Here is a 24,402-nt window from a genome sequence, read left to right on the forward strand (position 1 = left end):
TGGGTGTTGGATGATGGATGTGACACATCTCGTTGTCTTTTGAAACAATCTGATTCAAACAGTCATGAATTATTAACCTTGACCAGGATAGCGATTTCAACGATGGTAGCGTGGCAGCTCCGTATCCCTCTAGTGGCCCTGTTGGCCGCTGGCGGCGTTGTTTTTTCTATGTGCAGGGCGATATGCAATGACATATCTCCAGCCTGTTATTCGGGCCAATAAAAATAATGATGACAGACTAATAAGGTATATATTGCAATGAGTGTTTCTATTGCTGAAAAGAGTAACCAGGTTGCAAAAATGAAATGGGAAAAAAGTGATTCGGTATGGACTATGGGCTTATATGCCACTGCGGTCGGTGCCGGTACGTTATTTCTCCCTATTACTGTCGGCAGTAATTCGCCGGTTATTTTATTGTTTATTTTACTGCTCGCCTTTCCGCTCTCTTATTATTCCCATCGGGCGTTGAGCCGTTTTGTGCTCTCCAGTTCCCATCGGGAAGGGGATATCACCCATGTGGTGGAGGAGCACTTCGGGGCGCGGGCGGGCAAGTTGCTGATGCTGGTCTATCTGATGGCCTTCTATCCCATCATTCTGGTCTACAGCATCTCCATTACCAACGCGATCCAGAGTTTTGTGGTGCACCAGCTGGGTAATGCCGAGATCCCGCGCGGTCTGCTGGTGCTGGGGGTGATGTTGGGTCTGCATCTGATCCTGTTGGCGGGCAAGCAGATTGTGGTATCGGCCATCAGCGTACTGGCGTTACCTATGGTTGCCTTTCTGCTTGGCCTCTCCATCTATCTGCTGCCCCAGTGGAGCCTCTCCTACTTCAGCGAGAGTCAGGGGGTGGACTGGCGTGACCCGGCGTTCTGGAAATCCCTCTGGCTGATTGTGCCGGTAATGGTCTTCTCGTTCAGCCATGCACCCATTATCTCCTCCTTCACTGCAGCGCAGAAAAAGCGTTGTCATGAGAGTGCCGATCTGCGCACCAAGCGGATCATCAAATGCAGCAGCCTGCTGATTTGCGGTAGCGTGCTGTTCTTCGTGGTGAGCTGTGTGATGAGCCTGAGTCAGGCCGAGATGGCGCAGGCCCGCATCGACAATATTTCGGTGCTGTCGGCGCTGGCGAACAAGTTCTCCAATCCGCTGATCGCCTATGTGGGGCCGCTCATCGCCATTCTGGCCATGTCCAAATCCTTCCTCGGCACCTCCATGGGGGTGAGTGAGGGGACGGTGAGCATGGTGAACGGTGCCTGTCAGGGGCTGGGACTTTCCCTGCGTGAAACGACTATCGCGCGGGTCTCGTCAGTGATTCTGTTCGTGGTGACCGGGGTGATTACCTACCTCAACCCGAACGTGCTGGAGATCATCGAGAAGGTGAGCGGGCCGCTGATCGCGGTGATCCTGTTCCTGCTGCCAGCCTGCTCCATCTATCGTCTGCCCGCCCTCAAGCGTTATCGCGGGGCGAGTACCCTCTTTGTGCTGGTGATCGGGCTGCTTGCCATCTCGGCCCTTATCTACGATCTGCTGTAACGGTGGATCCCGCACAAGTCAAAAAGGGCGACCATCTGGTCGCCCTTTTCTTTGTCTCCCGTTTAGCCGAGTAGACTGGTGGCGCTCTGGCCTGCCATCAGCAGGCCGGCCGCCAGTGCGCTGAACCAGACCAGCGTCGCGCTCACCAGCAGATAGCCGCCAGTGACGAACAGACCGTCTCGCTGCAGCATGCCGGTGGCCAGCAGCAGGATGGCCCAGGCGGGCAGGGCATTGGTGAAGGGGATGGCGCCAAGGGGCAGCATCAGCAGCAGGGCGGCCAGCATGATCAGCAGGCCGTTGCAGCGGTTGATGGTGTTGCTGGCTGTCAGCGCGGGTAGGCGCGGCCTGATGTAACGGTCGATACGGGCCAGCAGGTCGGCCCCCTTGGTGAGGGTCGGCTTGAGCTGGTCGGCGGCGAAGCGGCGCTCCATCAGGATGGCGGGCAGCCAGGGCACCCGGTTGAGGGTGATGCCGATCCCGATAAAGAGGATCAGCAGGCCAAACGGGGTGCTGACGCCGGGAATCGAGACCGGCAGCAGGAAGGGGACGGTGAGCAGCACGCAGAACAGCAGCATCCCCTGCTCGCCCACCAGCGCGAGCATCTGGCGCAGGCTGATATGACTCTCCTCGATGGCATGGGCCGTGGCCCGCAGGGTATTGGCGAGGGTGTGTTGCGGGTCGTTGAGGGGGGCTGTCGCCATTTCCGGCATCCTTCTGCTGTCGGCTTGTGTCGGGCCACCATGACCCGGATTGGGCGCCAGCATACGTGGCAGAGGTTAACCGTGGATGAATGGTGCCGGGTCACACATCGCGGCAGGTGAGGAGTGGTTTTTTGGCGCCAAGAGCGGTGGGCACGCTCCCTGAACGTGACCCCGTACAGCCGTCATTTAGGATGGAAGCAGGATCTCTCTGGTATGCTTTCTGCGCAATTACATGCGGACATATTCACATGCAGAGCAGGGGGCGATGATGAAGAGAGCAGGGATCGTGATGATGGGGCTGATCCTGCCATGGGGGCAGGTCTGGAGTACCGAACAAGCGACGGGTTGGCAGGTGACGCCGTTTTTCGGCTACAGCTCCGCCATCGACTTCGAGAAGAGTGACGATGTAGTGCAGCCGATACCGCTCTCGACCTCGCTTGATTCGCTGCAGGGGCAGGGCTCCGGCAGCTGGGGCCTCTTTATCAGCAAGGAGGTGGATGATCCGGGCATGATCGAGCTGCTCTACAGCCATCAGTCCACCACCCTCTCTCCTGACCAGCCGGATCGCCTGACGGTGGATACCCTGCACTTTGCCGGTGCCTTGACCCTCTCTGACAACCTGATGGCTCCCTATATCGGCGCCGGTATCGGCGTGACCCGATTTGCTGCCTATGACAGCGAGGTGGCGCCCTCCATGTCGCTGGCGCTCGGGGTGCAACCGCGCCTCTCTGAGCATCTGGCGCTACGGGCCGAGGTGCGCGGTTATGGCACGCTGGTCAACGACAGCAATCAGTTTCTCTGCAACCCGGAACAGTGCGTGTTCAAGGTGCGGGGGGAGCTGGTAACCCAGTGGCAGGCCAACATCGGTCTCACCTTCCGTTTTTAACCTGATGATCTTTCGCCAGGGGAACCTGGCCCACACCGCGCAGTGTCTGCCTGAATCGCGGTTTGGCTGATACCTGGCCATAACGGAGTTGCCCGGCGCAATGGTGCGGGGCGGCCAGTCGTTGCGGCTCTGGGTCAGTGACAGCGACCGCGAGTATCTGTACTGGACACTCTTCGCCGTCTATCGGGTCGCTAGCCCTGATGGTGGGGACTGCTGCTGCCACAGGGTGCCAAATTGCGGCAGCACCCGCTCCTCCATCCCGTGACCAACGCCGTTATGGTGCGGTCGATACCCGGCAGACTCACGGTGAGGGGGCATCTCTTTCCACTCCTTACGGTGGGTGAAAGTAGCCTCATCTATGTCAGTCAGGCTCGGTAAACGGTGAGCGAGCCAGTCTAAACAAGCCGCCACGTCCTGTGTGATGCTCATCTGCTCTGTCTGGCCGGGACTGGATTTGCGTATTTGTGGTGCAGCAGTGACAGGCTGCCCTGTCACAGGGCGGCCGCATTCAGGTGAGCGCAGATGTTGCGCCATTTTGGTGCATCTTGACGATTTGATACGGCTAATGTAGTGATTTTAAAGGATTTAAATTTATGGCCTGCTTTATGCTTTTTTACATGTCAGACGGTCTCTTGCAGTCATCGGTGGCAGACGCACTGATGATGCAGTGGCAAGAGACATCCCCGTGCCGGGCACGGGTGTGATTCAGGCGGGTTGCAGCAACATCGGGCGGCTTGCCACAGATTCAATCAAGGAAACGGAGCCGGTCTTGCACCGGTACGACAGGGAAGGAGAGTGCTCTATGGTCAAAAAATGGATGATGGCGGGTCTGCCGATATTGATGGCGTTACTGGTGACCCCAAGTTGGGCCGACGAGGTCTCTCAGGTTCAGGCGGCGGTGGCACCGGTTGCCAGCGTGACAATCAACAAGGGTGACAACACCTGGATGCTGCTCTCGGCTGCACTGGTGATCCTGATGTCGATCCCCGGTCTGGCTCTTTTCTACGGCGGGCTGGTGCGGGCCAAAAACATGCTGAGCGTGCTGATGCAGGTCTTTACCCTGTTCTGCCTCATCTGCGTACTCTGGGTGATCTACGGCTATTCGCTGGCCTTTACCGAGGGGGGCAATTTCTACGGCTCCTTCAGCAAGCTGCTGCTCAAGGGGGTGACCCCTGACTCCATCGCCGCCACCTTCAGCAAGGGGGTCGGGATCAGCGAGTTCATCTATGTGGTGTTCCAGGGGGCCTTTGCCGCCATTACCTGTGGCCTTATCGTGGGGGCGTTTGCCGAGCGCATCAAGTTTGCCGCCGTGCTGCTCTTCTCGGTGATCTGGTTCACTTTCGCCTACATCCCGCTGGCCCACATGGTGTGGTATTGGGCGGGCCCCGATGCCTATACCAGCGCCGAGGCTGCCGCGACGGCGACTGCCACTGCCGGTTATCTGTTCCAGCAGGGTGCGCTGGACTTTGCTGGCGGCACCGTGGTGCACATCAACGCTGCCGTGGCGGGTCTGGTGGGTGCCTATCTGGTGGGCAAACGTCTGGGCTACGGTCGTGATCCCATGACCCCCCATAGCCTGACCATGACCATGATCGGCGCCTCCCTGCTGTGGTTCGGCTGGTTCGGTTTCAACGCAGGCTCCGCGCTGGAAGCCAACGGTATCGCCGCACTCGCCTTTATCAACACCTGGGTGGCTCCGGCTGCAGCTGCGCTTTCATGGACGCTGGCCGAGTGGGTGATGAAGGGGCGTCCCTCCCTGCTGGGTGCTGCCTCTGGCGCGGTCTCCGGTCTGGTGGTGATCACCCCGGCAGCCGGTTTCGTCGGAGTGGGCGGTGGTCTGATAATGGGGCTGATCAGCGGCGTGGCGGGTCTGTGGGGCGTTCACGGTCTCAAGCGCCTGCTGGGGGCTGATGACAGTCTGGACGTGTTTGGCGTGCACGGGGTGTGCGGTATTCTCGGGGCCCTGCTGACCGGCGTCTTTGCCAGTCCGGATCTGGGCGGCACCGGGGTGTGGGACTATGTCACCAATCAGGTGGCCGAAGGCTACTCCATTCTGGCGCAGGTGAAGATCCAGGCCATCGGGGTTGGTGTCACCATCCTCTGGTCCGGGGCTGTGGCGGCGATTGCCTTCAAGGCCGTCGACATGCTGGTCGGGCTGCGGGTGCACGGCGATGCCGAGCGGGAAGGGCTGGATGTGACCTCCCACGGCGAGAAGGCTTACAGCATGTAATTCCAAGCGCCAGACAACAAAAAACCGCCGGATCCGGCGGTTTTTTTATGGTTCGAGAGCAGCGGAGCGCTTAGTTCACACGCTTAGTTCACGACGGCCACGTTGATGCTGCCGTTGCCTTGGGTCATGCGAACACGGGCACCCGGTACGAAGGTGGGGCTCGCTTTTTGCACCACGACGATGGATTCGCCGTTCTCTTTCTTGATCTCCAGCTCGACGCCGTCGACCTGATTCATCTTGTTGCCGATGGCATTGCCTGCCGCAGCACCGGCGATAGCGCCACCCGCTGCAGCGATATCGCGACCGGTACCGCCACCGACTGTGCTACCCAGCAGGCCGCCGACCACGGCGCCGCCAATGGTACCCATCAGGGAGTTTTCATCGGCCTGGATCTTTACCGGGCGGGTGGAGAGGATGGTGCCATAGCTGACAGTTTGCACCTGTTTGGCGCGGTCTTTGGTATAGACATCGCCAGAGTAAACATCGCTATTGGCGCAACCAGTGATGGTAGTTGCGGCCAGCAGAGCAATAAGGGTCATACGCTTCAACATGGTGGGCCTCCTGGGCTGCATGCAATTTGAACAATCCGGTTGATGAGTTGAACTTTACTCCAACCCCGTCACACATGAAATCGGCAAAATGTAACCAATTATGCGTTCTGTAACGGGTTTTGTCCTTGAATCGCAGCTGTACCAGAGAGTTTTTTGACCAGTACCAGGCGGTCCTCTCCGGGTCCGAAATAGTCGGCTACCTCGGCAACCAGCTGGTAGCCCAATCGGTAGTAAAGGCGCTGGGCCGGGTTGGCCGGATCGACCGTGAGCCGCAGCTCGCTGATCTGCAATGCCTGCTGATTGGCTTCCATCTGGCGCATCATCCGCTCTGCCAGGCCAAAGCCGCGGGCCTCGGGCAGTACCGCCAGCGAGAGCACCCAGCCTTGCGACCGATCCTGACCAAAGCCACCCAGCAGATAACCCACCAGATTTCCCTCGTATTCGGCCACCAGCAGCAGTTCGGGCCACAAATCCATCGCCTGACGGAAGAAGAAGGCGGGGTAGACATCTTCGCCAAAGACCTTGGCATCGATCTGCCAGATGGCGTGCATGTCGGTATGGGTCGCGGGGCGCAGCAGGGGGGGGGTGTGGTGCATCAAGGCGTCTCTGGTCAATATTGGCGAAAGGTGATGCCCTGGGTCTGTACCTTGCGATCGCTGCCACCGCGCCATTGGGCGGGGCGGGCCAGCTCGCGGACATCCAGAGCGGTATAGGCAATGTCGTGGTGAAACAGGCTCTCGGCGAGCGACTGGCGCAGGGCGAGCAGCCGCGCATCGTCGAGTTGCCAGCTGCTGACCAGTTCGGGCGCGCTTTCGTGGCGATAGAGCGCGAAGTAGTAACCAAGCCAGCGGGTCGGCAGTTTATGGATCCTGGCCTGGGTCAGCAACTGTCCTGCGCTGTATTGCTCGCAGGCTCCATACTCTTTGGCCAGGATCGCCGACATCGCCAGATAGCGGCGCAGGGCCCGACGCTCACGAAAACGGGTAAACCAGCTCATCTTGTTTCTCCACTGTTCAAGGCAGACAAGGGATCTGCGCCAGACAAGCAGATCTTAGCGATTGATTTCTGAATCCTGCATGAGCGATCAGGGGGGAAGCGGGCGGCTGTGGGGCAGTTTGGGGGCCTTGCGCCAGCCATCGAGCAGATGACGGATGGCCAGCCAGGGGTGGCGCAGCAACATGCGGGGGCCACTCCAGCGCATCACCTGCTGGATCTGTTTGCGCATCGCCGGGGCGTAGCAGTGGATAGTGCAGTTGGCGCAGGTGGGTTTGTGGCCATGGCCGTAACGACAGCGATTGAGCCGCTGATGAGCGAATTCCCGCAGCTGGCGGCAGTGACGGCAGTGAGGATCCTGATGATGGTGCTGGCAGTAGAGGCGGATCATGGCGTTGACCGTTTTCTTCTCGCGCATCAGTCTGGGGTGATCCATCGCCTTTTTGTTGATGGTGGCGTGTGCGCCCCTGGTTGGGCTGGCTTGATGAGTTTTCATGGTCGCCATTTTCCTGACCAGCCCGGGCGGGGTGTTGATACAGGTCAAAAGGGGGGACAAAAAAACAGGGCCCGCAGGCCCTGTGTCATCAGATGAGGCTGGTTGCCTGCTCCAGCCAGGCGAGATCCTCGCCTTCGAGCAGCGGGCTCAGGCGGCGGAACACCTCGGCGTGGTATTCGTTGATCCAGCGGAACTCGGCCGGGCTCAGCAGGCTGCGGTCGATCAGGCGGGTATCGAATGGTACATAGGTCAACCGGTCGAAGCCCAACATCGGCAGCTCGCCGATCTGCTCCAGCTCGGTCACCACCACCAGGTTTTCGCAACGGATGCCGAAGCCGTCTTCCCGGTAGTAGCCCGGCTCGTTGGAGAGCACCATGCCCGGTTGCAGGGCGACCATATTCCCTTTCGGCGCGATGCGCTGGGGCCCTTCGTGGACACTCAGGAAGTGGCCGACACCGTGACCGGTGCCGTGGTCGTAGTTGTAACCGGCTTGCCACAGCGGCATACGGGCCAGTACGTCGAGCTGGATACCGGCAGTGCCACGGGGGAAGCGGGCCTGATCCAGCGCGATATGGCCTTGCAGTACCCGGGTAAACATCGCTTTCTGCTCGTCGCTCACCTCACCCACCTTGATGGTGCGGGTGATATCGGTGGTGCCATCCAGATATTGGCCGCCGGAATCGAGCAGATAGAGGCTGTCTTGCCCAAAAGCACGCGGGGTGCCGTTGGTGTGGTGGTAGTGGCACATGGCGGCGTTGGGGCCGAGCGCGGAGATGGTGTCGAAGCTTGGCTCGACGTAATGCTCCTGCTCGCTGCGGAACGCTTCAACCTGATCGGCCAGGGTGCCTTCATCCACCCCTTCAAACTCACCGGAGGCGATCAGCCGATCCAGCCAGGCGAGGAAGCGGGTCATGGCCACGCCATCGCGCAGATGAGCGGCGCGCATGCCGGTCAGCTCGACCTCGTTCTTGCACGCTTTCGGCAGCATGGTCGGGTCTTGCCCTGCCACCAGGAGGGCACCGGCCTCTTCCATGATGAGCTGGGTCCAGGCGTTGGCGCTGTCCGGATCGGCCAGTACCTTCTGCTGATCTTCACCGATGCGTTGCAATACGTCGCCCAGCTTGTCGATGGGGTAGACGGAGACGTCCTGACCAACGTGTTGGGTGAAGGCGAAGCAGTCAATTTTGTCGGTATCGACGAAGAAATCCATGCTGGTGTTGGCGTAGAGCACGGCAAAACCCAGCACTACCGGCAGCCGCTCGATATCGCGGCCACGCAGGTTGAGCAGCCAGTTGATGGGCTCGGCCTGGGTCAGCAGCACGGCATCCAGCCCGCGCTTGCGCAGATCGGCTGCCAGCAGTTCACGCTTGGCCTGGCTCGACTGGCCTGCCAGCTCCTCGCTGTAGAGGATGACCGGGCTCTTGGTCGGTGCGGGACGATCGCTCCAGTGCTGGTCGATGGGGTTCTGCTCGACGCGGATCAGCTCGATACCGCGATCGGCCAGCACCGCTTTGGCATTCTTGTACCAGGACAGGCTGTGCAGGCGGGCATCGAAGCCAACCCGGGAGCCTGACGGCAGCTGCTCGGCCAGCCACTGGACATGGGGATCTTCAACGAGGTGGAGAAATTCAAACAGTTCGGCGGGAGTTTGCATCCGCGCCTGCACCGTATAGCGACCATCGACAAAGAGGGCTGCTCGCTGGGCCATGATGATGGCGACACCGGCAGAGCCGTTGAAACCGGTGATCCAGTCAAGCCGCTCGGCATAGGCGGGGATGTACTCGCCGAGGTGCTCATCATCGTGGGGGACGATAAAGGCGTCCAACTCCTGCATGGCCAGCTCGGCCCTGACTTGGGCGACGCGGGTTTCAATAATCTCGAAATTATTCATGTCGTTAGTGCCAGATGGTTGCTATATGAGAGTTCAGTTTTTATGGCCGCTGGCCAGGATCCGCTTGATCGACTCGCCTGCCGCTTCGATATGTTGCTTGAGCAGTACCACCGCCTCGTACTTGCGTCGGGCGCGGCACAACTCCAGCAGTTGGGCGTGTTCACGCTCCGCCTTGTCCACCCCGTCGCTGGCAAACAGCAGCTCGAAGCGGACATAGCGGTCACAGCTCAGATTGATCTGGGCGATGAGATCCAGTGCCTGGGGACGACCGGCTGCCTGATAGAGGGTGGCGTGAAAGCTGTGGTTCAACTCGGCCCAATGCTCGATCTGGGTGCCTGACTCCAGGGCGTGATCAAACTGGGCGAGGATCGCCTCCGCTTGCGCGAAGGTGGCTTCCGTCATCTTGTCGACGGCGTGAAACAGGGTATCGGCTTCCAGCAGTGCTCGCAAATAAAAGAGCTCTTCGATGGCCGAGGCGTCCAGCATGGTGACCACGGCGCCGCGATGGGCTTCGAATTTGACCAGCCCTTGCGCCTCCAGTTGCATCAGGGCTTCCCGCACCGGAATGCGGCTCACCGCCAGCTCTTTGGCGATGGCATCCTGACGCAGGGGGGCGCCAGCGGGGAACTCCCCACGGAGGATCCGGCCACGGAGGTTTTCCATCACCATCTGGGTTCGGGTCTTGTAGGGTGGGGTCATGGTCGGGTCACGATTGGGCGTTGCAAAATTGTATATTGTATAAAGTTTGGCTGAATCTACCCCGTCAGGGCTAGCAAGGCAAGGTTTAGGGCCTGCAACTGCGTGGCTGGCGGCGTTCGGAACTCCATAAAAACAAAAATGCCGGTCAGCGTGGCTGACCGGCATGATGTCACTGGTACGAAGCGGAGCTATTACAGCTGCGGGCCAGCCGCAACCAGACGTTTGCCTTCGTCGTTATCGGTGAAGCGCTCGAAGTTCTTGATGAAGCGTCCTGCCAGATCGACGGCCTTGGCATCCCACTCGGCCTTGTCGGCATAGGTGTCGCGCGGGTCGAGGATCGCCGGGTTCACATCGTGCAGCTCGGTCGGCACTTCCAGATTGAAGATTGGCAGTACCTTGGTCGGTGCCTTCTCGATGGAGCCATCCAGGATGGCGTCGATGATGGCGCGGGTATCCTTGATGGAGATGCGCTTGCCGGTACCGTTCCAGCCGGTGTTGACCAGATAGGCTTCTGCACCTGCGGCTTCCATCCGTTTTACCAGCTCCTGACCGTACTTGGTTGGGTGCAGGGAGAGGAAGGCTGCGCCGAAGCAGGAGGAGAAGGTCGGGGTCGGTTCGGTAATGCCACGCTCGGTACCGGCCAGTTTGGCGGTGAAGCCAGAGAGGAAGTGGTACTTGGTCTGCTCTTTGGTCAGTTTGGAGACCGGGGGCAGCACGCCGAAGGCGTCGGCAGTCAGGAAGATCACCTTGTTGGCGTGACCTGCCTTGGAGACCGGCTTGACGATGTTTTCGATGTGATAGATGGGGTAGGAGACACGGGTGTTCTCGGTCTTGGAGCCATCATCGAAGTCGATGGTGCCATCGGCAGCAACGGTTACGTTCTCCAGCAGCGCATCGCGACGGATGGCGTGGTAGATGTCCGGCTCAGCCTCTTCGGAGAGCTTGATGGTCTTGGCGTAGCAGCCCCCTTCGAAGTTGAACACGCCGTGGTCGTCCCAGCCGTGCTCGTCATCGCCGATCAGCTGACGCTTGGGATCGGTGGAGAGAGTGGTCTTGCCGGTGCCGGAGAGGCCGAAGAAGATGGCGACGTCGCCGTCCTGGCCCACGTTGGCGGAGCAGTGCATGGAGGCAATGCCGCGCAGGGGCAGGAAGTAGTTCATCATGGAGAACATGCCCTTCTTCATCTCGCCACCGTACCAGGTGCCACCGATGAGCTGCATCTTCTCGGTCATGTTGAAGGCAACAAAGTTCTCGGAGTTGAGACCCTGCTCCTTCCAGTTCGGGTTGGTGCACTTGGCACCGTTCATCACCACGAAGTCAGGCTTGAAGGTTTTCAGCTCCTCTTCGCTCGGGCGGATGAACATGTTTTTCACGAAGTGTGCCTGCCAGGCCACCTCGGTGATGATGCGCACGGCCAGGCGGGTGTCCGGGTTGGCACCGCAGAAGCCGTCGACCACAAACAGGCGCTTGCCGGAGAGCTGCTGGGTGACCAGACCTTTCAGATGTGACCACACTTCCGGGGTAATCGCTTTGTTATCGTTTTTGCCCTGGTCAGACCACCATACGGTATTCTGGGTAGTGGCATCTTTGACGATATATTTATCTTTCGGGGAGCGGCCGGTGAAGATACCGGTATTGACGTTAACGGCGCCCAGCTTGGTCACCACACCGCGCTCGAACCCTTCCAGGTCAGAACGTGTCTCTTCGGCGAAAAGCTGCTCGTAAGAGGGGTTGCGAACGATTTCTTGGCTGTTTTTGATGCCGTACTGGTCCAGTCCTAATTGTTGGGCCAGGGTGGGTTCTGCCACGATTGTCATTGTATTCTCCTGGGTTCAGAGGTTGGTAGGGTTCTATCTGACGGTCATCCTATCACTTAGGTGGTAGAGTTTAGCGATCGCCATCAAACTTTATAAAATAGGGTGTTTTTTTGTTATTAAAGTTAAAGGCGGGTTTTGCCCGCCTTTAATTAGTGTAACTTGTTTGCATCATTGCCGGGAGCCCTGCTGAACAGGGTTTCGACGTCGATCCCATTAAATTGGTACTGGGCGCCGCAATAATCACAGTGCATGTCGATCTTGCCGAGCTCCTGCACCATTTCCATCACCTCTTCCTTTTCTATCTGCAACAGGGCCCCTTCGCAGCGCTCGCGGGAGCAGGTGCAACGGAACTCGACCGCTTGCGGATCGAACACCCGTACCTTGTCCTGATGGTAGAGGCGGTAGAGGATCTCTTCTGCCTGCAGGCCGAACAGCTCTTCATCCTTGATGGTGCTGGTGAGCTGGGTCAGGTGATCGAAATCGTTGCTGTGATCCTCGCTCTGGGCGGGCAGCTCCTGCAGCATGATGCCAGCGGCACGGGGCGCACCTTCGTGGTAGCCGGTGCGGATCCACAGCTTGGTCGCCAGCTGTTCGGACTGGGCGAAGTAGTGCTCCAGGCAGCCCGCCAGAGTGTCGGCGTCCAGCGCGATGATGCCCTGATAGCGCTCGCCCTGTTCCGGGGTGATGGTGATGATCAGCTGACCGTTGCCGATCAGGCTCTGCAGCTTGCCATCGCTCGGCAGTTCGCCTTCATAGCGGGCTACGCCGCGCAGCTGCTGGTTGTTGTCACCGTTGATCACGGCCAGACGCACCGGGCCATCGCCCTGCAGCTGTACGGTGATGGAGCCTTCAAACTTGAGGGTGGCGGTCAGCAGGCTGGTGGCGACCAGCAGCTCGCCCAGCAGTTTTTGCACCTGCACCGGGTAGTTCTGGGCTTCCACCACATGGCGGTAGGTGTGATCCAGCTGGACCAGCTCGCCACGCACTTCGTACTCTTCAAACAGATAGCGATACAGCAGATCTTGGTTGCTCATCATGTGTTCCTGGATTGTTCGGTGAGGTAAATCGGACGGACTGGGGTTGCTGCCAGCCCGGTATCAAATCGGGGTCGGGTCAGTACTGCTTGACCTTGAGCAGCTGGCGTCGCTCCTGCTTGTCGGGGCGGCGCTCGGGGCTCGGGGCAAACTGGCTGTTGAAGCGGCGGGCCTCGCTGTTTTCAGCCCGTTTTTTCAGGCTTTCGGCGGTCTCTTCATAGAGCTGCTGGGCCAGCGGCGCCGATTTGCGCTGCTCGCTGAGGGCTAGCACCCGCACTTCGCGCTCATCCTGCCCCTGCCAGAAGCGGATCAGTGCCCCCACTTCCACCTGTTTGCCCGGTTTGCTGCGCTGACCATTGTAGTGCACCTTGCCCCCGTCTATCTGATCCCGCGCCACGGAGCGGGTCTTGTAGAAACGGGCTGCCCACAGCCACTTGTCGAGGCGAACCTCAAGGGCACTTTCTGCATGATTGGCCATGAACCGGCTCCATAACGGGGAAAAGGGGTGGTCGATTATACCAGAGGGCAGGGCCGGGATAGAAACCGGGCAACAGCGGTACGGGGCGCAAACCATGCCTGCATGATGCAACATATGGGCAGTTTGCTGATCCATAAGGAAAAGTTGGCTATTTATTGCGCGCCTTGGCCCCTTTGGTTCGCACTGTTCATATGGTGCATAAAAAATGCCGCACTGGTCTGGGCGGCATTGTGCATGTCAATCAACCACTAACAGGGTCAGAAGTGATCGTGCTGATCCGGCTTCTTCTGGTCGTGCGGCCCTTCGCTGTGAGCGATGGCGGTGCGGATGAGGTCAACCCCGGCACGGATAATCAGTACCCCCATGTTGACCAGCTTGACGCAGACCCACATGAAGGTGATGAGCAGGATCAGCTTGAGCACGGTCTGGAAGGCCTCCAGGAAGTTCTGTTCCAGCTGGGCAGTCAGGCCGTTGGCGCTGCTCATCAGCCAGGTGTAAACCTCGCGCACAAACGGGATGCGGCTTGGCATCTCCAGCACATCCAGTGCGGCAGGGAGCGCCTGGAAGATGACGATGCTGCCGAACAGGATCAGGATGACACCGATGGCGATGCCGAGAAAAAAGCCGAACTGTCTCATGGAGGGCTCCAGCATTGACTGCGTGACATTGAAGATAGCCGCCAATAGTAGGGAGTGCCTTGCCTGACCGCAATCACCGGTGAGGGGGAACCTCCTGCTGCGGGACTGGCAGCAAGCCACGGATTGGTGGGCCATCATTGCCCAACTATCTGATTTCTGGGAGGCTTGTCGCCATTGAGCATAGGGAAAGCAAATTGATGTCGAGAACCCTCTTTTTACTGTTGCTGGCGCTGTTTGCCGCTTTGCCAGCCCTGAGTGCCGAGCCGGCGGCACCGACGGCGGCAGTCTGCGCCATCCGCCATCAGGATCAACTGCTGCTGGTGCAGGATCGCATCTCCTCCCGCTACAGCCTGAGTGGCGGCTACATCGATGGCGATGAGCGCCCCGAGCAGGCGGCGCTGCGCGAGCTGTATGAAGAGACCGGCCTGCGCGGCGAAATCGTCGCGGATCTTGGCCGCTGGCAGAAAGCACAGGTCTTTGCCTGCCGCACTCTGGAGCCTATCGTCGCCCAGCAAGATTCCGATTTTGTCTCGCAGCTGCAGGCTCCCAATCTGGGCGGAGAGATCCTCAACGCCCGCTTGATCGCGGTGGACAAGCTGCCCCGCGAGCAGCGCCGCTTCCCGGATCAGCTCGACTGGCTGCAAGCCCGGCTTGATCAGCTGCCCGAGAGCGAGGTGCGCTGGCAGGCCGATTTCGTTGCGCAGGGCAATGCGCTGCATCAGGTCGAGATCCCGCTGATGCAGCGCCTGCAACAGTGGCTGGGGCCCGATGTCTGGTGGCTGTCGGTCAGCAATCTGTTTGGTTCAGGCGGCTTTCAGCTTGCCCTGATACCTTTGCTGCTCCCGATGCTGGGGTGGCCGCGGCTGCGCCAGCTGCTCTTTGCCATGCTCTGGCTCGGGCTGCTGGTGCAGGCGAGCAAGGAGGGGATCGGCTGGCCGCGCCCCTTCCATCTGCAACCTCTGCTCGCGACTCACAGTGCCCAGGGTTTTGGCATGCCGAGCGGTCATACCGCCTCGGCCCTGCTGTTCTGGGGCGCGCTGCTTGGTTGGCTCTGGCCTGCCCGGCGCGGGCGGGCCTATTCGTTGGCGCTGTTGCTGGCGCTCACCACCGGTCTGGCGCGGGTCTGGCTCGGGGTGCACTTTATCTCCGATGTGGCAGTGGGGCTGCTGATCGGCGCCTTGCTGCTGGCGGTTCGCCCATATTGGCGGCTGGATCAGCGCTCCTCCGCCTGGGGCTTGCTGGTCGCCGCCGCTCTGGCTGGTGCGGGCCTGGCCCAGTCTGCTCATCTGGCCGGGATCGGACTGGCGGCGCTGGGCCTCTGGCTCGGGGGGCGAGCTTCGCTCCCTCGTGACGGTTATCCCGCTCTGCGTACGGGGATCGTGGCGCTGGCGGGCATGCTGCTGATCGGTGCCGGGTTGTGGGCACTGCCGCTGCTGACCAGCAGCTCGCTCACCATCCTGCTCGGTCAGTTTGTGCTCTTTTTCGGCTTGGGGCTCTGGTTGAGCGCAGGCCTCTGGTGGATACTCGTTTTCTGGCAATGTGACACTCACCCCAAGGGCAAATGCTCTGACAAGGGAACTCTATGAATGTGAAAAAAGTGGATTTGGCCAAAATCACGCTGGGGGTACTGTTCCTCGGCCTTCTGATCATCTCCTGTTTTATGGTGCTGCAACCCTTCCTGCCTGCGCTGGTATGGGCCACCATGATTACCATCGCCACCTGGCCACTGATGCTGATGATGCAGCGGCTGTTGTGGGGCAAGCGCTCGCTGGCGGCCCTCTTTATGACGCTGGTGCTGTTGCTGATTTTTGTCATCCCGCTCTTTATGACCCTGGCTAATGTGGCGGAGAAGGCCCCCATGCTGATCGAGCTGGGCACCAATATCAGCCAGTCGCCCCCGCCCGCACTGCTCTGGTTGCAGCAGATCCCGCTGGTGGGTGGCAAGCTCTATGACTTCTGGCAGCAAATTCTGGCGAGCGGTGGTCAGGTGCTGTTTGCCAAGCTGGCGCCCTACTTTGGCCAGACCGCCCGCTGGCTCGCTTCCCAGGCCGGTAATCTGGGGCTGCTGTTTGTCCACTTCCTGCTGACCGTCGGTATCTGCGGTGTGCTCTATCACTCCGGTGAAGTGGTGGCGACCGGCATTCGTCGCTTTGCCCACCGGCTGGCGGGCGATCGGGGTGACAAGGCCACAGTGCTCGCTTCACAGGCGATCCGTGCCGTGGCGATGGGCGTAGTGGTGACCGCGCTGGTGCAATCCACGGTGGCCGGGGTCGGCCTGCTGATTGCCGGTATCCCCTACGCCATGATTTTGGTGGTGGTGATGTTCCTGCTGATCGTCGCCCAGATCGGCCCCTTCCCGGTGCTGCTGGCCTGTATCGGCTATCTCTACTGGAGTGGCGACACCACCTGGGGCACCTTCCTGCTGGTCTGGTCACTGATTGCGGGCACCATGGACAACTTCCTGCGCCCCTTCCTGATCAAGCGTGGAGCCGACCTGCCGCTCATCCTCATTCTGGTTGGGGTTATCGGCGGCTTGCTGACCATGGGGATCATCGGTCTGTTTATCGGCCCGGTGGTACTGGCGGTGGGTTACACCCTGCTGGATGCCTGGATCAAGGAAGATGAGCAACCGGCGGCCGCTGCGGTGGAACCGCCCAAGGCCCAATAACGATTCAGTAAAAAGACGATTCAGCCATCCATAGCTGATACCAAGAGCCGCCCATAAGGGCGGCTCTTTTGTTTATTGCTATCCCCTGCCGCTTCGATTGGCGAAGCGTGATCGGACGAGCGAGATGCCGCCGCCCCGGTTCTGTCCATAAGTCGGCGGTGACCCGTCAGAGGGGAAATGCGGGTGACTTATGGCGGTAAAGCAGACCGGGTAAGCGGTATAAGCTGAATTTATGGGTTTGTGTTAAATGCCCCAAATTTTGCTTATACCGATGCCTACCCAGACCCCATGCAACGATTTGGCCCGTTACAGGCCTGCCACAGGCAATGGCCGATTTGTGCCAACCCTTATGCAACTCGTGTTACCGCCTATGCCGGTTTGATTAGCGAAACTGATAGGAGAATCGAGATGCCGCCGTTCCGGAATTTCCGTGAATCAGCGGCATCTGGCAGAGGGGAAATATGGATGGCCGTTATCGCGGGGGAATGGATTGACGCGAACGTCCGATTACGCCTTACGGCTAATCGAACCTACGGGCCGGCTATACGGAATTTGTTCAGAAAGATGGGGTTCCTAATTTAAACCTATCTTCTTTGACATATTGTAGCCAGAAATGGCAAAGCCAACTTCTTGATACAGTTTTAACGCTCTTTGATTATGGTACGCTACTCGTAATTTAATTTGCTCAATCCCAATTGATGTTAATTTTGATTCAAACGCAGAAATTGCAAGTTTCCCATAACCATTATTGCGATGATTTGAGAAAATGAAGAAGTCATAAATAAACGTGGATTTATCATCGGCGTTAATCGAATGCCACATATAACCAACCAATTCTGAATCTGATTCGATGCACAATAATTCATGCTTATCGCTTTCCAAGCCATTAGGAAAGCTACGAAGAAGCTCCTGATTGGCTAACTCTATCGCTCTATCTATTGAGTGGCCATAATTTTGAGCTATTTCACGGCTGTAATCATCAATAAAATAATCGCAATATGCTGGATATTCACTTGAAGTCATGGGTCTGAGCTTAATCATGTCTAATCCTTTAAAGCGAGATAATGCCATATTAAGGGGTGAGCTACGCTGCCACCTAACCTAAACCGTTGCGCCGTAAACACGAAGCCCAACCTTACACCGGAAATGCCAAGCGTTGCGAAGCATTCTGAAATGCTTTGCTGTGTTGGCGTGAATTTTTCGAAACATACTATTGATAAAAAGGACATCCATCTTGGCCGTGCTGGCGATACAAAGGCTTTCTCAGGAAAGTGGGTGTCCTAACTTTTTACGGTTGTCTCCGTGAGTCAGCGGCGGCCAGCCAGAGGGAAAATGTGGGTGGCCGTTATCGCGGGTGAATCAATTCACGCGAACGTCCGATTACGCCTTATGGCTAATCGAACCTACGGGATACCCGTGTTCATGGCTGCGATTTATCTATCCAAAACTCATATTCTATATTGTGTATTGTCTCGGTTCTGGTTAATGAATTAAGTAATAGTTGCATGGCATAATTATGCTTATCTAGGGAGCTACACACTTGTGGCCCCATGTAAGCAATGATTTTGTTTTTCTGGATCGGATAGTGAGTAGATTCAATATTTTTAATATTTGAACATGTTTTTATATATAACAAACATGCCATGGCTCCTGACCACATTGAATAGAGTTTGTGATGAGCTTGGTTTAGTTGATTGACAACATCCAAGTCCATGCTATTTAGCTCACTGCTGTTTAAAGTGTTATATGTGCCAATCAAGTAGCTACGGAGTGTAAGACCCTCACCCACTTCTTTATCCAATTCATTGTTCAATTCACCCAAATACTCAGTTAGCTGGGTTTCTTGAAGACTCACTAAGTGCTGCCGATGTTGGGCCATTTGCAAGTATATTTGCACGCATAATACAGACAATGTTAACAGAGTTAAAATAGGTGTGTAAACTCCACCAATATACCCTCCCAAATCAGACCACTCTTCCGTTTTTTCCCAAAAGCCGATGCCAAATTGAAATGCATAAGTAGCTACTGGAGCAATCAGTATAAAGAAAACCATGGCAAATAGAATATTTCGGAACACTCATAACTCCAGATAGGCATTAACGCCCTGTTAAGGTTTAAGCACCGTAATGCCGATGCCACGGCAAACTGTCTCGTTCACTAAGCGTTACAGATAGTAAAAGTGGTTTGCTAACTCTATTTCCATTAGAGAAAATACACTTCTGGAGTGGCAATGGAAAGTGCCACTCACCCTCAGCTTCTTGAATTACACAGGAGTGTGAGTGAGGTGACATCCCTTATGGCATCGCTGGTCAATATGCGGAACGGCGGCGGGTCAGGGGCTTGTGGTTACCAAAAATGGGTGTGGTGAAATAACCCGGGGCGTGGCAACGCCCCGGGGTATCAGTGGGTAGGGGAAGGTCAGGCGGGCTGGTGGAGGGTGATGCAGTGAATGCCACCGCCACCGGCGGCGACCGGATCGATATTGATCTGCACGATTTCGCGGCCGGGGTAGAGCTTGGCCAGCAGCTCGTGGCAGTAGCTGTCGGCGGCCTTGTCGCCAAACTCGGGGGCGATCACCGCGCCATTGATCGGCAGATAGTTGATATATCCGGCGGCAAAGTCGCGGCTGCGGCTAAAGCGGTTGTCCCGCACATCGAGCGGGGGCGGCAGCATATGCAGCTCCAGCTTGTTGCCGTCCGCATCGGTGGCCTGCTTGAGAATAGCCAGATGCTGGCGAGTCACCTCGTAGTCGTGGGATGCCGGGTCATTATCCAGATTGACTACTACCACCCCGGGGCGGACAAAGCGGGCGTAGAAGTCGACGTGGGCATCGGTGATGTCCTTGCCCTTGATGCCCGGCAACCAGATGATTTTGCGCAGCCCCAGATTGGCTTTCAGCTCCGCCTCCAGTTGCGCCTTGCTCACCCCCGGGTTGCGGTTGCTGTTGAGCCAGCAGCTCTCGGTCATGATGGCGGTGCCGTTGCCATCCACCTCGATGCCGCCACCTTCGCCAGTCAGCTTGCTCTGCAGATAGTGGGCATCCGCCTGCTTGCTGACCAGCTCGGCTACACCCGCATCCTGTTCGTGCTCCTGCTTGTCACCCCAGCCGTTGAAGTTGAAATCCACCAGCCCCAGTTCCCCTTCGCCGTTCTGAACGAAGACGCCGCCGGTATCGCGCAGCCAGATATCGTCCAGCTCGGCGACGATAAAGCGGGTGTTCTGCTCGCCACAGCGCTTGCGGGCCAGCGCCTGTTCGGCTTCGCGGCAGAGCACGTTGACCTGGGTATAGGGCACCATGGCCTGCACCAGTCGGCCGATGGTCGCCTGCACCTCCTTGTAATCGCGGCCCCAGATGGCCGAGCTGGCGGCAAAGGCGACCCAGACCCGGGTCTGGAACGTCGACTCTTCCGGCATATGAAAGCGATCGTTGGCCGTCGCCAATGTGCTCTCTTCCGGGTTATCGCCGTCGGCCGCGAAGGTTTTGCCCGGCAGGTTGCCGAGCCCGGCCAGCACACCGATGGCCGCCAGCTGTTTCAATACGTTGCGTCGGGATGGCATGAAAAAAACTCCTTATGATTCAGAGGCTGCTCTTGAAGCGCGTCCAGGCTCGCATGCGAGCGCGCATGGCTGATTGTGCTATGTCTTGTCCCGGGATGAGCCGCTGGTAGGTGGCATCATCCAGATAGATATCCGGGTTGCCGGTCATGGTGGCATCGACCAGCGACCTTGCTTTGGCACTGGCGGTGGGATAGCCGGTGCTGTTACTGATGGCTGCCATGTTGGCCGGGCGCATCACGAAATTGATAAAGGCGTAGGCGTATTCAGGATGGGCGGCATCCGCCGGGATCGCCATGGTATCCATCCAGATAGTGCTCCCTTCTTTCGGTAAACGGTACTCGAACTGCGCTGATTTTCCTGCCTCGGCGGCGCTGCGGCTGGCTTGCGTCATGTCACCGCTATAGCCGAGGGAGAGGCAGAGATCACCGTTGACCAGCTGGGTCACCGGCTGGGACTGGAATTTGCGGATATAGGGCTTGAGCCCCTTGAGCAGCGCCAGTGCGGCATCCAGATCCTCGGCTTTGCCACTGCGCGGCTCACGCCCCAGATAGTTCAGCACCACCGCCAGCACCTCGTCGGGGGAGTCGATGATAGAGATGCCGCAGTCGGCAAATTTTGCCGCCAGTTCGGGCTTGAACAGCAGGTCGAGACTGCCTGTCGGGGCATCCGCCATCCTCTGTTTGATCATCCCGGCGTTGTAGGTGAGCCCTATGGTGCCCCAGGTGTAGGGCACCACTGCATCCCGTGAATGGGGATAGGCTTGCTGGATCCGCAGCAAACCCGGCTCGATGTCGGCCAGATGCTGCAACTTGCTCTTGTCGAGCAGTTGCAGACTGCCAGCGCGCATCAGTCGCTCCGCCACCGTATCGCCGGGGAAGATCAGGTCATAACCGCTGCGACCGGCCATCAGCTTGGCTTCGAGGGTTTCGCTGCTGTCCATGACGTCATAGATGACCCGGATCCCGGTCTCTTTGGTAAAGGCGCTGAGGGTATCGGGGGCGAAATAGTCCGCCCAGTTGTAGAGGCGCAGTACCTTGTCGGTCGGTTGCTCCTGGTCGAGCCCTTCTGCCGCGATGGCGGCGCCGTTGCACAATATGGCCGCGAGCAGCGCCAGCGTGCGGGATAGTCTGTGTCTCATGCCAGAACTCCTCTGTGGTTGCCCGCCATCCGGGCAGGGTTGCCATCCAGACTCAGCAAGGCGCCATACATCTCGGGGCGGCGATCCCGATAGATGCCCCAGCTCATGCGCTCCTCGGCCATGGCCGCGAGAGCCAGCTCCTGCACCAGCACGCCCGGGGTGGTTCTGTCCGCCTCGGCGAGCAGCGCCCCCTTGTGGTCGGTGATGAAGGATGAGCCGTAGAACGTCATCTGCAAGTCGGGATCCGTGGTGGCCACCTCGTTGCCAATCCGGTTGGCGGCTATCACCGGCATGATGTTGGCGGCGGCATGGCCGCGTTGGGTCAGTTGCCAGTGATCGCGGGAGTCGAGCTGGGTCGCCCCCGGCTCCGAGCCGATGGCGGTGGGATAGAGCAGCAGTTCCGCACCCTGCAGTGCCATGCTGCGAGCGGCCTCGGGGAACCACTGATCCCAGCAGATGCCGACGCCGATCCGCCCCGCGGCGCAATCCCAGACCCGAAAGCCGGTATCGCCGGGGCTGAAATACTCCTTCTCCTGATAGCCGATGGCATTGGGAATATGGGTCTTGCGATAGACCCCCAGCAGCTTGCCGTCGGCATCCGCCAGTGCCAGCGAGTTGAAGAAGGCGTTACCGGCTCGCTCGAACCAGCTGATGGGCAGCACGACGCCCAGCTCCCGGGCCAGCGCCGAGAAGCGGCGCAGCACTCGACTCTGCTCGAACGACTCGGCCAGCGCCAGATGGCCGTGGTGCTGCTCGATGCAGAAGTAGGGAGTAGCAAACAGCTCTTGCAGCAGGATAAGACCCGCCCCCTTGGCGGCGGCTTCCCGCACCAGACTCTCCGCCATGTCGAGATTGCGCGGCAGATCCCAGCTGCAGGCAAACTGGGTGGTTGCCACAACGATGTTACTCATCGGTTCTTCCTCCCTGAATGCCTGCCAGCACCCTGCAACGGGCAAAGTGGGTAGTCGCGACGGTGATGTTGCTCATCCTCTTATCCTTGTACCGGCCATGCCGGTTGTTGCTGGGTGATGCAGTGGATACCGCCGCCGCCGTGTGCCAGCTGGTTGATCTGCACCGGTACCACCTCCCGCTGCGGGAAGGCGCGCTGCAGCACTGCTGCCGCTTCCCGGTCGCTGGCCACGCCATAGGCGGGCATGATGATGGCGCCGTTGGCGATGTAGAAGTTGGTGTAGGAGGCACAAAAGACCTCGGCCTCTGCATCGATGGCCTCGCTTGCCTCATAGAGATCCTGCAGCTCGAACGCGCGTCCTCTGGCATCGGTGGCCAGCATCAGGGCACGGCGGTTCTCCCTGACGATACGGGCATAGGTCGAGCTGCTATCGCGGGTGGCATCCACCAGCAGCTGCCCGGGGCGACTGAAGGCACAGACCCCGTCAACATGGCCATCAGTCATGTCGCCGGTGACGTGGTCGGGATCCCCCGGCAGCCAGATGGTCTTCTCGATGCCGAGCAGGCGACTGAAGATCCGTTCGATCTCGCCCTTGCTGATCCCCGGGTTGCGATTGCTGTTGAGCAGCACCGATTCAGTGGTGATCAGGGTGCCTTCGCCGTCCACATGGATGGCGCCCCCTTCGTTGGCCAGAAAGCTGCCGATGGTATCGAGCTCCAGACTGTTGAGGATGCGGCGAGCCAGCCCTTCATCGAGCGGGTGGGCCGACTTGCCGCCCCAGGCGTTGAAGCGCCAGCTCACCCCGGCACTGCCCAGTTCCGGGTGGCAGATAAAGGTGGGGCCGGAGTCGCGGCACCAGCTGTCATCCACCGCAATGGGGAGAAGGGTCACCCGCTCATCACAGAGTGCGCGCGCTTCTGCCAGTGCGGAGGGGTCGACCACCAGCTTGACCGGCTCGAACCGGACAATGGCATTGACCACCCGGGCGAAGTCCTGCTGCACCCCGGCGAGGGTGACGCCCCAACCTGACTCCCACAGCGCCTTGTTGTGGGGCCAGACCATCCAGGTCGCTGCGTGCTGACACCATTCGGCGGGCATAAACCAGCCCTTTGCCACGATTCCCTGTTCCCGCATATCACCACCCTGATTAGGTACTATTAAGATTGCTGACGATGGGAATAGACTATTCCTGCAGGCGCTGGCGAACAAACGATCGATTTTCCGTAAAAGTGATAAGTGGAGCTAATCAATGGTGTTCAAGCAGTGGCCCCCGCTCAACGTGTTGCGGGGCTTTGAGGCGGCGGCGAGACTCGGCAGTTTTCATCAGGCGGCGCAGGAGCTGCATCTGACCCAATCCGCCATCAGCCAGCAGATCCGCTCGCTGGAGGAGCTGCTCGGCCAGCCGCTGTTTCACCGGCAGGGGCGCTCGGTCGCGCTGACCGATGCGGGGCAGGATCTGCTGGAGACCACCCAGAACGTGCTGTTGCAGCTGGCGATGGGGATCCAGCGGCTGGAGCAGTACCGCAAGCCGAACCAGCTGGTGCTCAACACCAGTACCGCCATCGCCCGTCACTGGTTGCTGCCGCGGCTGGGGGAGTTTCATCGCCTGCATCCCGAGATCGATCTCTGGTTGTTCACCAGCGACGAAGAGCCCGACATGGCCGAGCAGACCGTCGATCTCGCTCTGCGCTGGGATCTTGGGCCGCAGGCCGAGTGTCGCCATCAGCGGATGCTGGCAGATCGCTTGCTGCCGGTGGCCACCGCAACCGTGCTGTCCCGGCCTGCGGAGGAGCGCACTACCCTGCACGGCGAGCGGGAGCTGGATTGGCATCATTGGACCCTGAGAGGGGGAGAGGATCTGCACTTGCAGACCCGGGGGCTCAACTTCTCCGATCCCGGTTTGCTGCTGGAGGCGGCCAGCGCCGGACTTGGCGTGGCGCTGGTGAGCGAACGGCTCTCCCAGCCGGCCAGGGAGCAGGGGCAGTTGCTGCCGCTCTCCGCGCTCAGGGTCAAGGGGCCACAGTGGAGCCTGCTGATCCACCAGGAGAGCGAGGGGATGCCGGAGTGCCGCGCCTTCTGTCACTGGCTCGGCCAGCAGTTTGCCGACGGTGAACCCGACCGGGAGGGGGGCGGGGTGGTCACCCTCTGAGGCAGGTCACTGAATCGGGGGCGCTGGCGTGG

The 24,402-nt window shown here is 59.1% G+C and carries 24 protein-coding genes; 6 read left to right on the top strand and 18 right to left on the bottom strand.

Going from position 1 to position 24,402, the window contains the following annotated elements; all coding sequences use genetic code 11:
* The first annotated feature begins 258 nt into the window (after window positions 1-258).
* Entirely contained in the window at window positions 259-1,533 is a 1,275-nt protein-coding gene (locus tag ACE1BR_RS17765; protein ID WP_374872584.1) for an amino acid permease, read from the top strand.
* A 62-nt stretch (window positions 1,534-1,595) separates the two neighbouring features.
* On the opposite strand, the gene ACE1BR_RS17770 is transcribed toward ACE1BR_RS17765, so the two are convergent.
* Window positions 1,596-2,234, bottom strand: coding sequence for an exopolysaccharide biosynthesis protein (locus ACE1BR_RS17770; RefSeq protein WP_374872586.1), 639 nt, complete (start codon window positions 2,232-2,234; stop codon window positions 1,596-1,598).
* Between the two features lie 268 nt (window positions 2,235-2,502).
* Between ACE1BR_RS17770 and ACE1BR_RS17775 the strand changes: the two genes are divergently transcribed.
* On the top strand, window positions 2,503-3,120 hold the full coding sequence (locus tag ACE1BR_RS17775; protein WP_374872589.1) for an outer membrane beta-barrel protein: 618 nt from the start codon (window positions 2,503-2,505) through the stop codon (window positions 3,118-3,120).
* Between the two features lie 180 nt (window positions 3,121-3,300).
* Here the strand turns inward: ACE1BR_RS17775 and ACE1BR_RS17780 are convergent, their stop codons facing one another.
* The gene (locus ACE1BR_RS17780) at window positions 3,301-3,549 is read right to left on the bottom strand and encodes a hypothetical protein (RefSeq protein WP_374872591.1); all 249 of its coding nucleotides are present in this window, start codon (window positions 3,547-3,549) and stop codon (window positions 3,301-3,303) included.
* A 373-nt stretch (window positions 3,550-3,922) separates the two neighbouring features.
* Between ACE1BR_RS17780 and amt the strand changes: the two genes are divergently transcribed.
* On the top strand, window positions 3,923-5,350 hold the full coding sequence (gene amt / locus ACE1BR_RS17785) for an ammonium transporter (RefSeq protein WP_374872594.1): 1,428 nt from the start codon (window positions 3,923-3,925) through the stop codon (window positions 5,348-5,350).
* An 83-nt stretch (window positions 5,351-5,433) separates the two neighbouring features.
* Here amt and ACE1BR_RS17790 read toward each other — a convergent pair whose 3' ends face one another.
* The 10 genes from ACE1BR_RS17790 to ACE1BR_RS17835 form a co-directional block, all read right to left on the bottom strand.
* A complete protein-coding gene (locus ACE1BR_RS17790; RefSeq protein ID WP_374872597.1) occupies window positions 5,434-5,901 on the bottom strand; it encodes a glycine zipper 2TM domain-containing protein in 468 nt (155 codons plus the stop codon).
* Window positions 5,902-5,999: 98 nt separating this feature from the next.
* On the bottom strand, window positions 6,000-6,497 hold the full coding sequence (locus ACE1BR_RS17795) for a GNAT family N-acetyltransferase (RefSeq protein ID WP_374872599.1): 498 nt from the start codon (window positions 6,495-6,497) through the stop codon (window positions 6,000-6,002).
* Window positions 6,498-6,511: 14 nt separating this feature from the next.
* Window positions 6,512-6,898 (bottom strand): DUF6559 family protein, encoded by a 387-nt coding sequence (locus ACE1BR_RS17800; RefSeq protein WP_374872601.1) that lies wholly within the window; start codon window positions 6,896-6,898, stop codon window positions 6,512-6,514.
* 87 nt (window positions 6,899-6,985) lie between these two features.
* Window positions 6,986-7,390 (bottom strand): nitrous oxide-stimulated promoter family protein, encoded by a 405-nt coding sequence (locus ACE1BR_RS17805; RefSeq protein WP_374872603.1) that lies wholly within the window; start codon window positions 7,388-7,390, stop codon window positions 6,986-6,988.
* A gap of 88 nt (window positions 7,391-7,478) precedes the next feature.
* On the bottom strand, window positions 7,479-9,281 hold the full coding sequence (locus tag ACE1BR_RS17810; RefSeq protein ID WP_374872605.1) for an aminopeptidase P family protein: 1,803 nt from the start codon (window positions 9,279-9,281) through the stop codon (window positions 7,479-7,481).
* A gap of 33 nt (window positions 9,282-9,314) precedes the next feature.
* Window positions 9,315-9,980, bottom strand: a complete 666-nt coding sequence (locus ACE1BR_RS17815; RefSeq protein WP_374872607.1) for a GntR family transcriptional regulator — start codon at window positions 9,978-9,980, stop codon at window positions 9,315-9,317.
* A 191-nt stretch (window positions 9,981-10,171) separates the two neighbouring features.
* A complete protein-coding gene (pckA, locus tag ACE1BR_RS17820; RefSeq protein WP_374872609.1) occupies window positions 10,172-11,797 on the bottom strand; it encodes a phosphoenolpyruvate carboxykinase (ATP) in 1,626 nt (541 codons plus the stop codon).
* A 149-nt stretch (window positions 11,798-11,946) separates the two neighbouring features.
* The gene (gene hslO, locus ACE1BR_RS17825) at window positions 11,947-12,831 is read right to left on the bottom strand and encodes an Hsp33 family molecular chaperone HslO (RefSeq protein WP_374872611.1); all 885 of its coding nucleotides are present in this window, start codon (window positions 12,829-12,831) and stop codon (window positions 11,947-11,949) included.
* Window positions 12,832-12,910: 79 nt separating this feature from the next.
* On the bottom strand, window positions 12,911-13,309 hold the full coding sequence (hslR, locus tag ACE1BR_RS17830) for a ribosome-associated heat shock protein Hsp15 (RefSeq protein WP_374872613.1): 399 nt from the start codon (window positions 13,307-13,309) through the stop codon (window positions 12,911-12,913).
* A gap of 257 nt (window positions 13,310-13,566) precedes the next feature.
* On the bottom strand, window positions 13,567-13,947 hold the full coding sequence (locus tag ACE1BR_RS17835; protein ID WP_374872615.1) for a hypothetical protein: 381 nt from the start codon (window positions 13,945-13,947) through the stop codon (window positions 13,567-13,569).
* Between the two features lie 197 nt (window positions 13,948-14,144).
* Here ACE1BR_RS17835 and ACE1BR_RS17840 point away from each other — a divergent pair, with 197 nt between their 5' ends.
* Both ACE1BR_RS17840 and ydiK read left to right on the top strand, forming a co-directional pair.
* Window positions 14,145-15,533 (top strand): phosphatase PAP2 family protein, encoded by a 1,389-nt coding sequence (locus tag ACE1BR_RS17840; protein WP_374872617.1) that lies wholly within the window; start codon window positions 14,145-14,147, stop codon window positions 15,531-15,533.
* Window positions 15,530-16,615, top strand: a complete 1,086-nt coding sequence (gene ydiK, locus ACE1BR_RS17845; protein ID WP_374872619.1) for an AI-2E family transporter YdiK — start codon at window positions 15,530-15,532, stop codon at window positions 16,613-16,615. Before ACE1BR_RS17840 ends, ydiK begins: the two co-directional genes overlap by 4 nt.
* Before the next feature lie 573 nt (window positions 16,616-17,188).
* On the opposite strand, the gene ACE1BR_RS17850 is transcribed toward ydiK, so the two are convergent.
* From ACE1BR_RS17850 to ACE1BR_RS17875, 6 genes are all read right to left on the bottom strand, one after another.
* Window positions 17,189-17,656 (bottom strand): GNAT family N-acetyltransferase, encoded by a 468-nt coding sequence (locus ACE1BR_RS17850; RefSeq protein ID WP_374872621.1) that lies wholly within the window; start codon window positions 17,654-17,656, stop codon window positions 17,189-17,191.
* 379 nt (window positions 17,657-18,035) lie between these two features.
* Window positions 18,036-18,692, bottom strand: a complete 657-nt coding sequence (locus ACE1BR_RS17855) for a hypothetical protein (protein ID WP_374872623.1) — start codon at window positions 18,690-18,692, stop codon at window positions 18,036-18,038.
* 341 nt (window positions 18,693-19,033) lie between these two features.
* On the bottom strand, window positions 19,034-20,173 hold the full coding sequence (locus tag ACE1BR_RS17860) for an agmatine/peptidylarginine deiminase (protein ID WP_374872625.1): 1,140 nt from the start codon (window positions 20,171-20,173) through the stop codon (window positions 19,034-19,036).
* 19 nt (window positions 20,174-20,192) lie between these two features.
* A complete protein-coding gene (locus tag ACE1BR_RS17865; RefSeq protein WP_374872627.1) occupies window positions 20,193-21,311 on the bottom strand; it encodes an extracellular solute-binding protein in 1,119 nt (372 codons plus the stop codon).
* Window positions 21,308-22,222, bottom strand: a complete 915-nt coding sequence (aguB, locus tag ACE1BR_RS17870) for an N-carbamoylputrescine amidase (protein WP_374872629.1) — start codon at window positions 22,220-22,222, stop codon at window positions 21,308-21,310. Before aguB ends, ACE1BR_RS17865 begins: the two co-directional genes overlap by 4 nt.
* Window positions 22,223-22,302: 80 nt before the next feature.
* Window positions 22,303-23,355, bottom strand: a complete 1,053-nt coding sequence (locus ACE1BR_RS17875; protein ID WP_374872631.1) for an agmatine/peptidylarginine deiminase — start codon at window positions 23,353-23,355, stop codon at window positions 22,303-22,305.
* Between the two features lie 115 nt (window positions 23,356-23,470).
* Here ACE1BR_RS17875 and ACE1BR_RS17880 point away from each other — a divergent pair, with 115 nt between their 5' ends.
* Entirely contained in the window at window positions 23,471-24,370 is a 900-nt protein-coding gene (locus tag ACE1BR_RS17880; protein ID WP_374872633.1) for a LysR family transcriptional regulator, read from the top strand.
* The last annotated feature ends 32 nt before the right edge of the window (window positions 24,371-24,402 follow it).

It is taken from the genome of Aeromonas sp. MdU4 (genome assembly GCF_041929505.1).
Taxonomy (GTDB): Bacteria; Pseudomonadota; Gammaproteobacteria; order Enterobacterales; family Aeromonadaceae; genus Aeromonas.

Bases quoted from the DNA above. Each gene is read 5' to 3' on its own strand.
- ACE1BR_RS17765 (WP_374872584.1), top strand. From the start codon at position 259: ATGAGTGTTTCTATTGCTGAAAAGAGTAACCAGGTTGCAAAAATGAAA.
- ACE1BR_RS17770 (WP_374872586.1), bottom strand. From the start codon at position 2,234: ATGGCGACAGCCCCCCTCAACGACCCGCAACACACCCTCGCCAATACC.
- ACE1BR_RS17775 (WP_374872589.1), top strand. From the start codon at position 2,503: ATGAAGAGAGCAGGGATCGTGATGATGGGGCTGATCCTGCCATGGGGG.
- ACE1BR_RS17780 (WP_374872591.1), bottom strand. From the start codon at position 3,549: ATGAGCATCACACAGGACGTGGCGGCTTGTTTAGACTGGCTCGCTCAC.
- amt (WP_374872594.1), top strand. From the start codon at position 3,923: ATGGTCAAAAAATGGATGATGGCGGGTCTGCCGATATTGATGGCGTTA.
- ACE1BR_RS17790 (WP_374872597.1), bottom strand. From the start codon at position 5,901: ATGTTGAAGCGTATGACCCTTATTGCTCTGCTGGCCGCAACTACCATC.
- ACE1BR_RS17795 (WP_374872599.1), bottom strand. From the start codon at position 6,497: ATGCACCACACCCCCCCCCTGCTGCGCCCCGCGACCCATACCGACATG.
- ACE1BR_RS17800 (WP_374872601.1), bottom strand. From the start codon at position 6,898: ATGAGCTGGTTTACCCGTTTTCGTGAGCGTCGGGCCCTGCGCCGCTAT.
- ACE1BR_RS17805 (WP_374872603.1), bottom strand. From the start codon at position 7,390: ATGAAAACTCATCAAGCCAGCCCAACCAGGGGCGCACACGCCACCATC.
- ACE1BR_RS17810 (WP_374872605.1), bottom strand. From the start codon at position 9,281: ATGAATAATTTCGAGATTATTGAAACCCGCGTCGCCCAAGTCAGGGCC.
- ACE1BR_RS17815 (WP_374872607.1), bottom strand. From the start codon at position 9,980: ATGACCCCACCCTACAAGACCCGAACCCAGATGGTGATGGAAAACCTC.
- pckA (WP_374872609.1), bottom strand. From the start codon at position 11,797: ATGACAATCGTGGCAGAACCCACCCTGGCCCAACAATTAGGACTGGAC.
- hslO (WP_374872611.1), bottom strand. From the start codon at position 12,831: ATGAGCAACCAAGATCTGCTGTATCGCTATCTGTTTGAAGAGTACGAA.
- hslR (WP_374872613.1), bottom strand. From the start codon at position 13,309: ATGGCCAATCATGCAGAAAGTGCCCTTGAGGTTCGCCTCGACAAGTGG.
- ACE1BR_RS17835 (WP_374872615.1), bottom strand. From the start codon at position 13,947: ATGAGACAGTTCGGCTTTTTTCTCGGCATCGCCATCGGTGTCATCCTG.
- ACE1BR_RS17840 (WP_374872617.1), top strand. From the start codon at position 14,145: ATGTCGAGAACCCTCTTTTTACTGTTGCTGGCGCTGTTTGCCGCTTTG.
- ydiK (WP_374872619.1), top strand. From the start codon at position 15,530: ATGAATGTGAAAAAAGTGGATTTGGCCAAAATCACGCTGGGGGTACTG.
- ACE1BR_RS17850 (WP_374872621.1), bottom strand. From the start codon at position 17,656: ATGATTAAGCTCAGACCCATGACTTCAAGTGAATATCCAGCATATTGC.
- ACE1BR_RS17860 (WP_374872625.1), bottom strand. From the start codon at position 20,173: ATGCCATCCCGACGCAACGTATTGAAACAGCTGGCGGCCATCGGTGTG.
- ACE1BR_RS17865 (WP_374872627.1), bottom strand. From the start codon at position 21,311: ATGAGACACAGACTATCCCGCACGCTGGCGCTGCTCGCGGCCATATTG.
- aguB (WP_374872629.1), bottom strand. From the start codon at position 22,222: ATGAGTAACATCGTTGTGGCAACCACCCAGTTTGCCTGCAGCTGGGAT.
- ACE1BR_RS17875 (WP_374872631.1), bottom strand. From the start codon at position 23,355: ATGCGGGAACAGGGAATCGTGGCAAAGGGCTGGTTTATGCCCGCCGAA.
- ACE1BR_RS17880 (WP_374872633.1), top strand. From the start codon at position 23,471: ATGGTGTTCAAGCAGTGGCCCCCGCTCAACGTGTTGCGGGGCTTTGAG.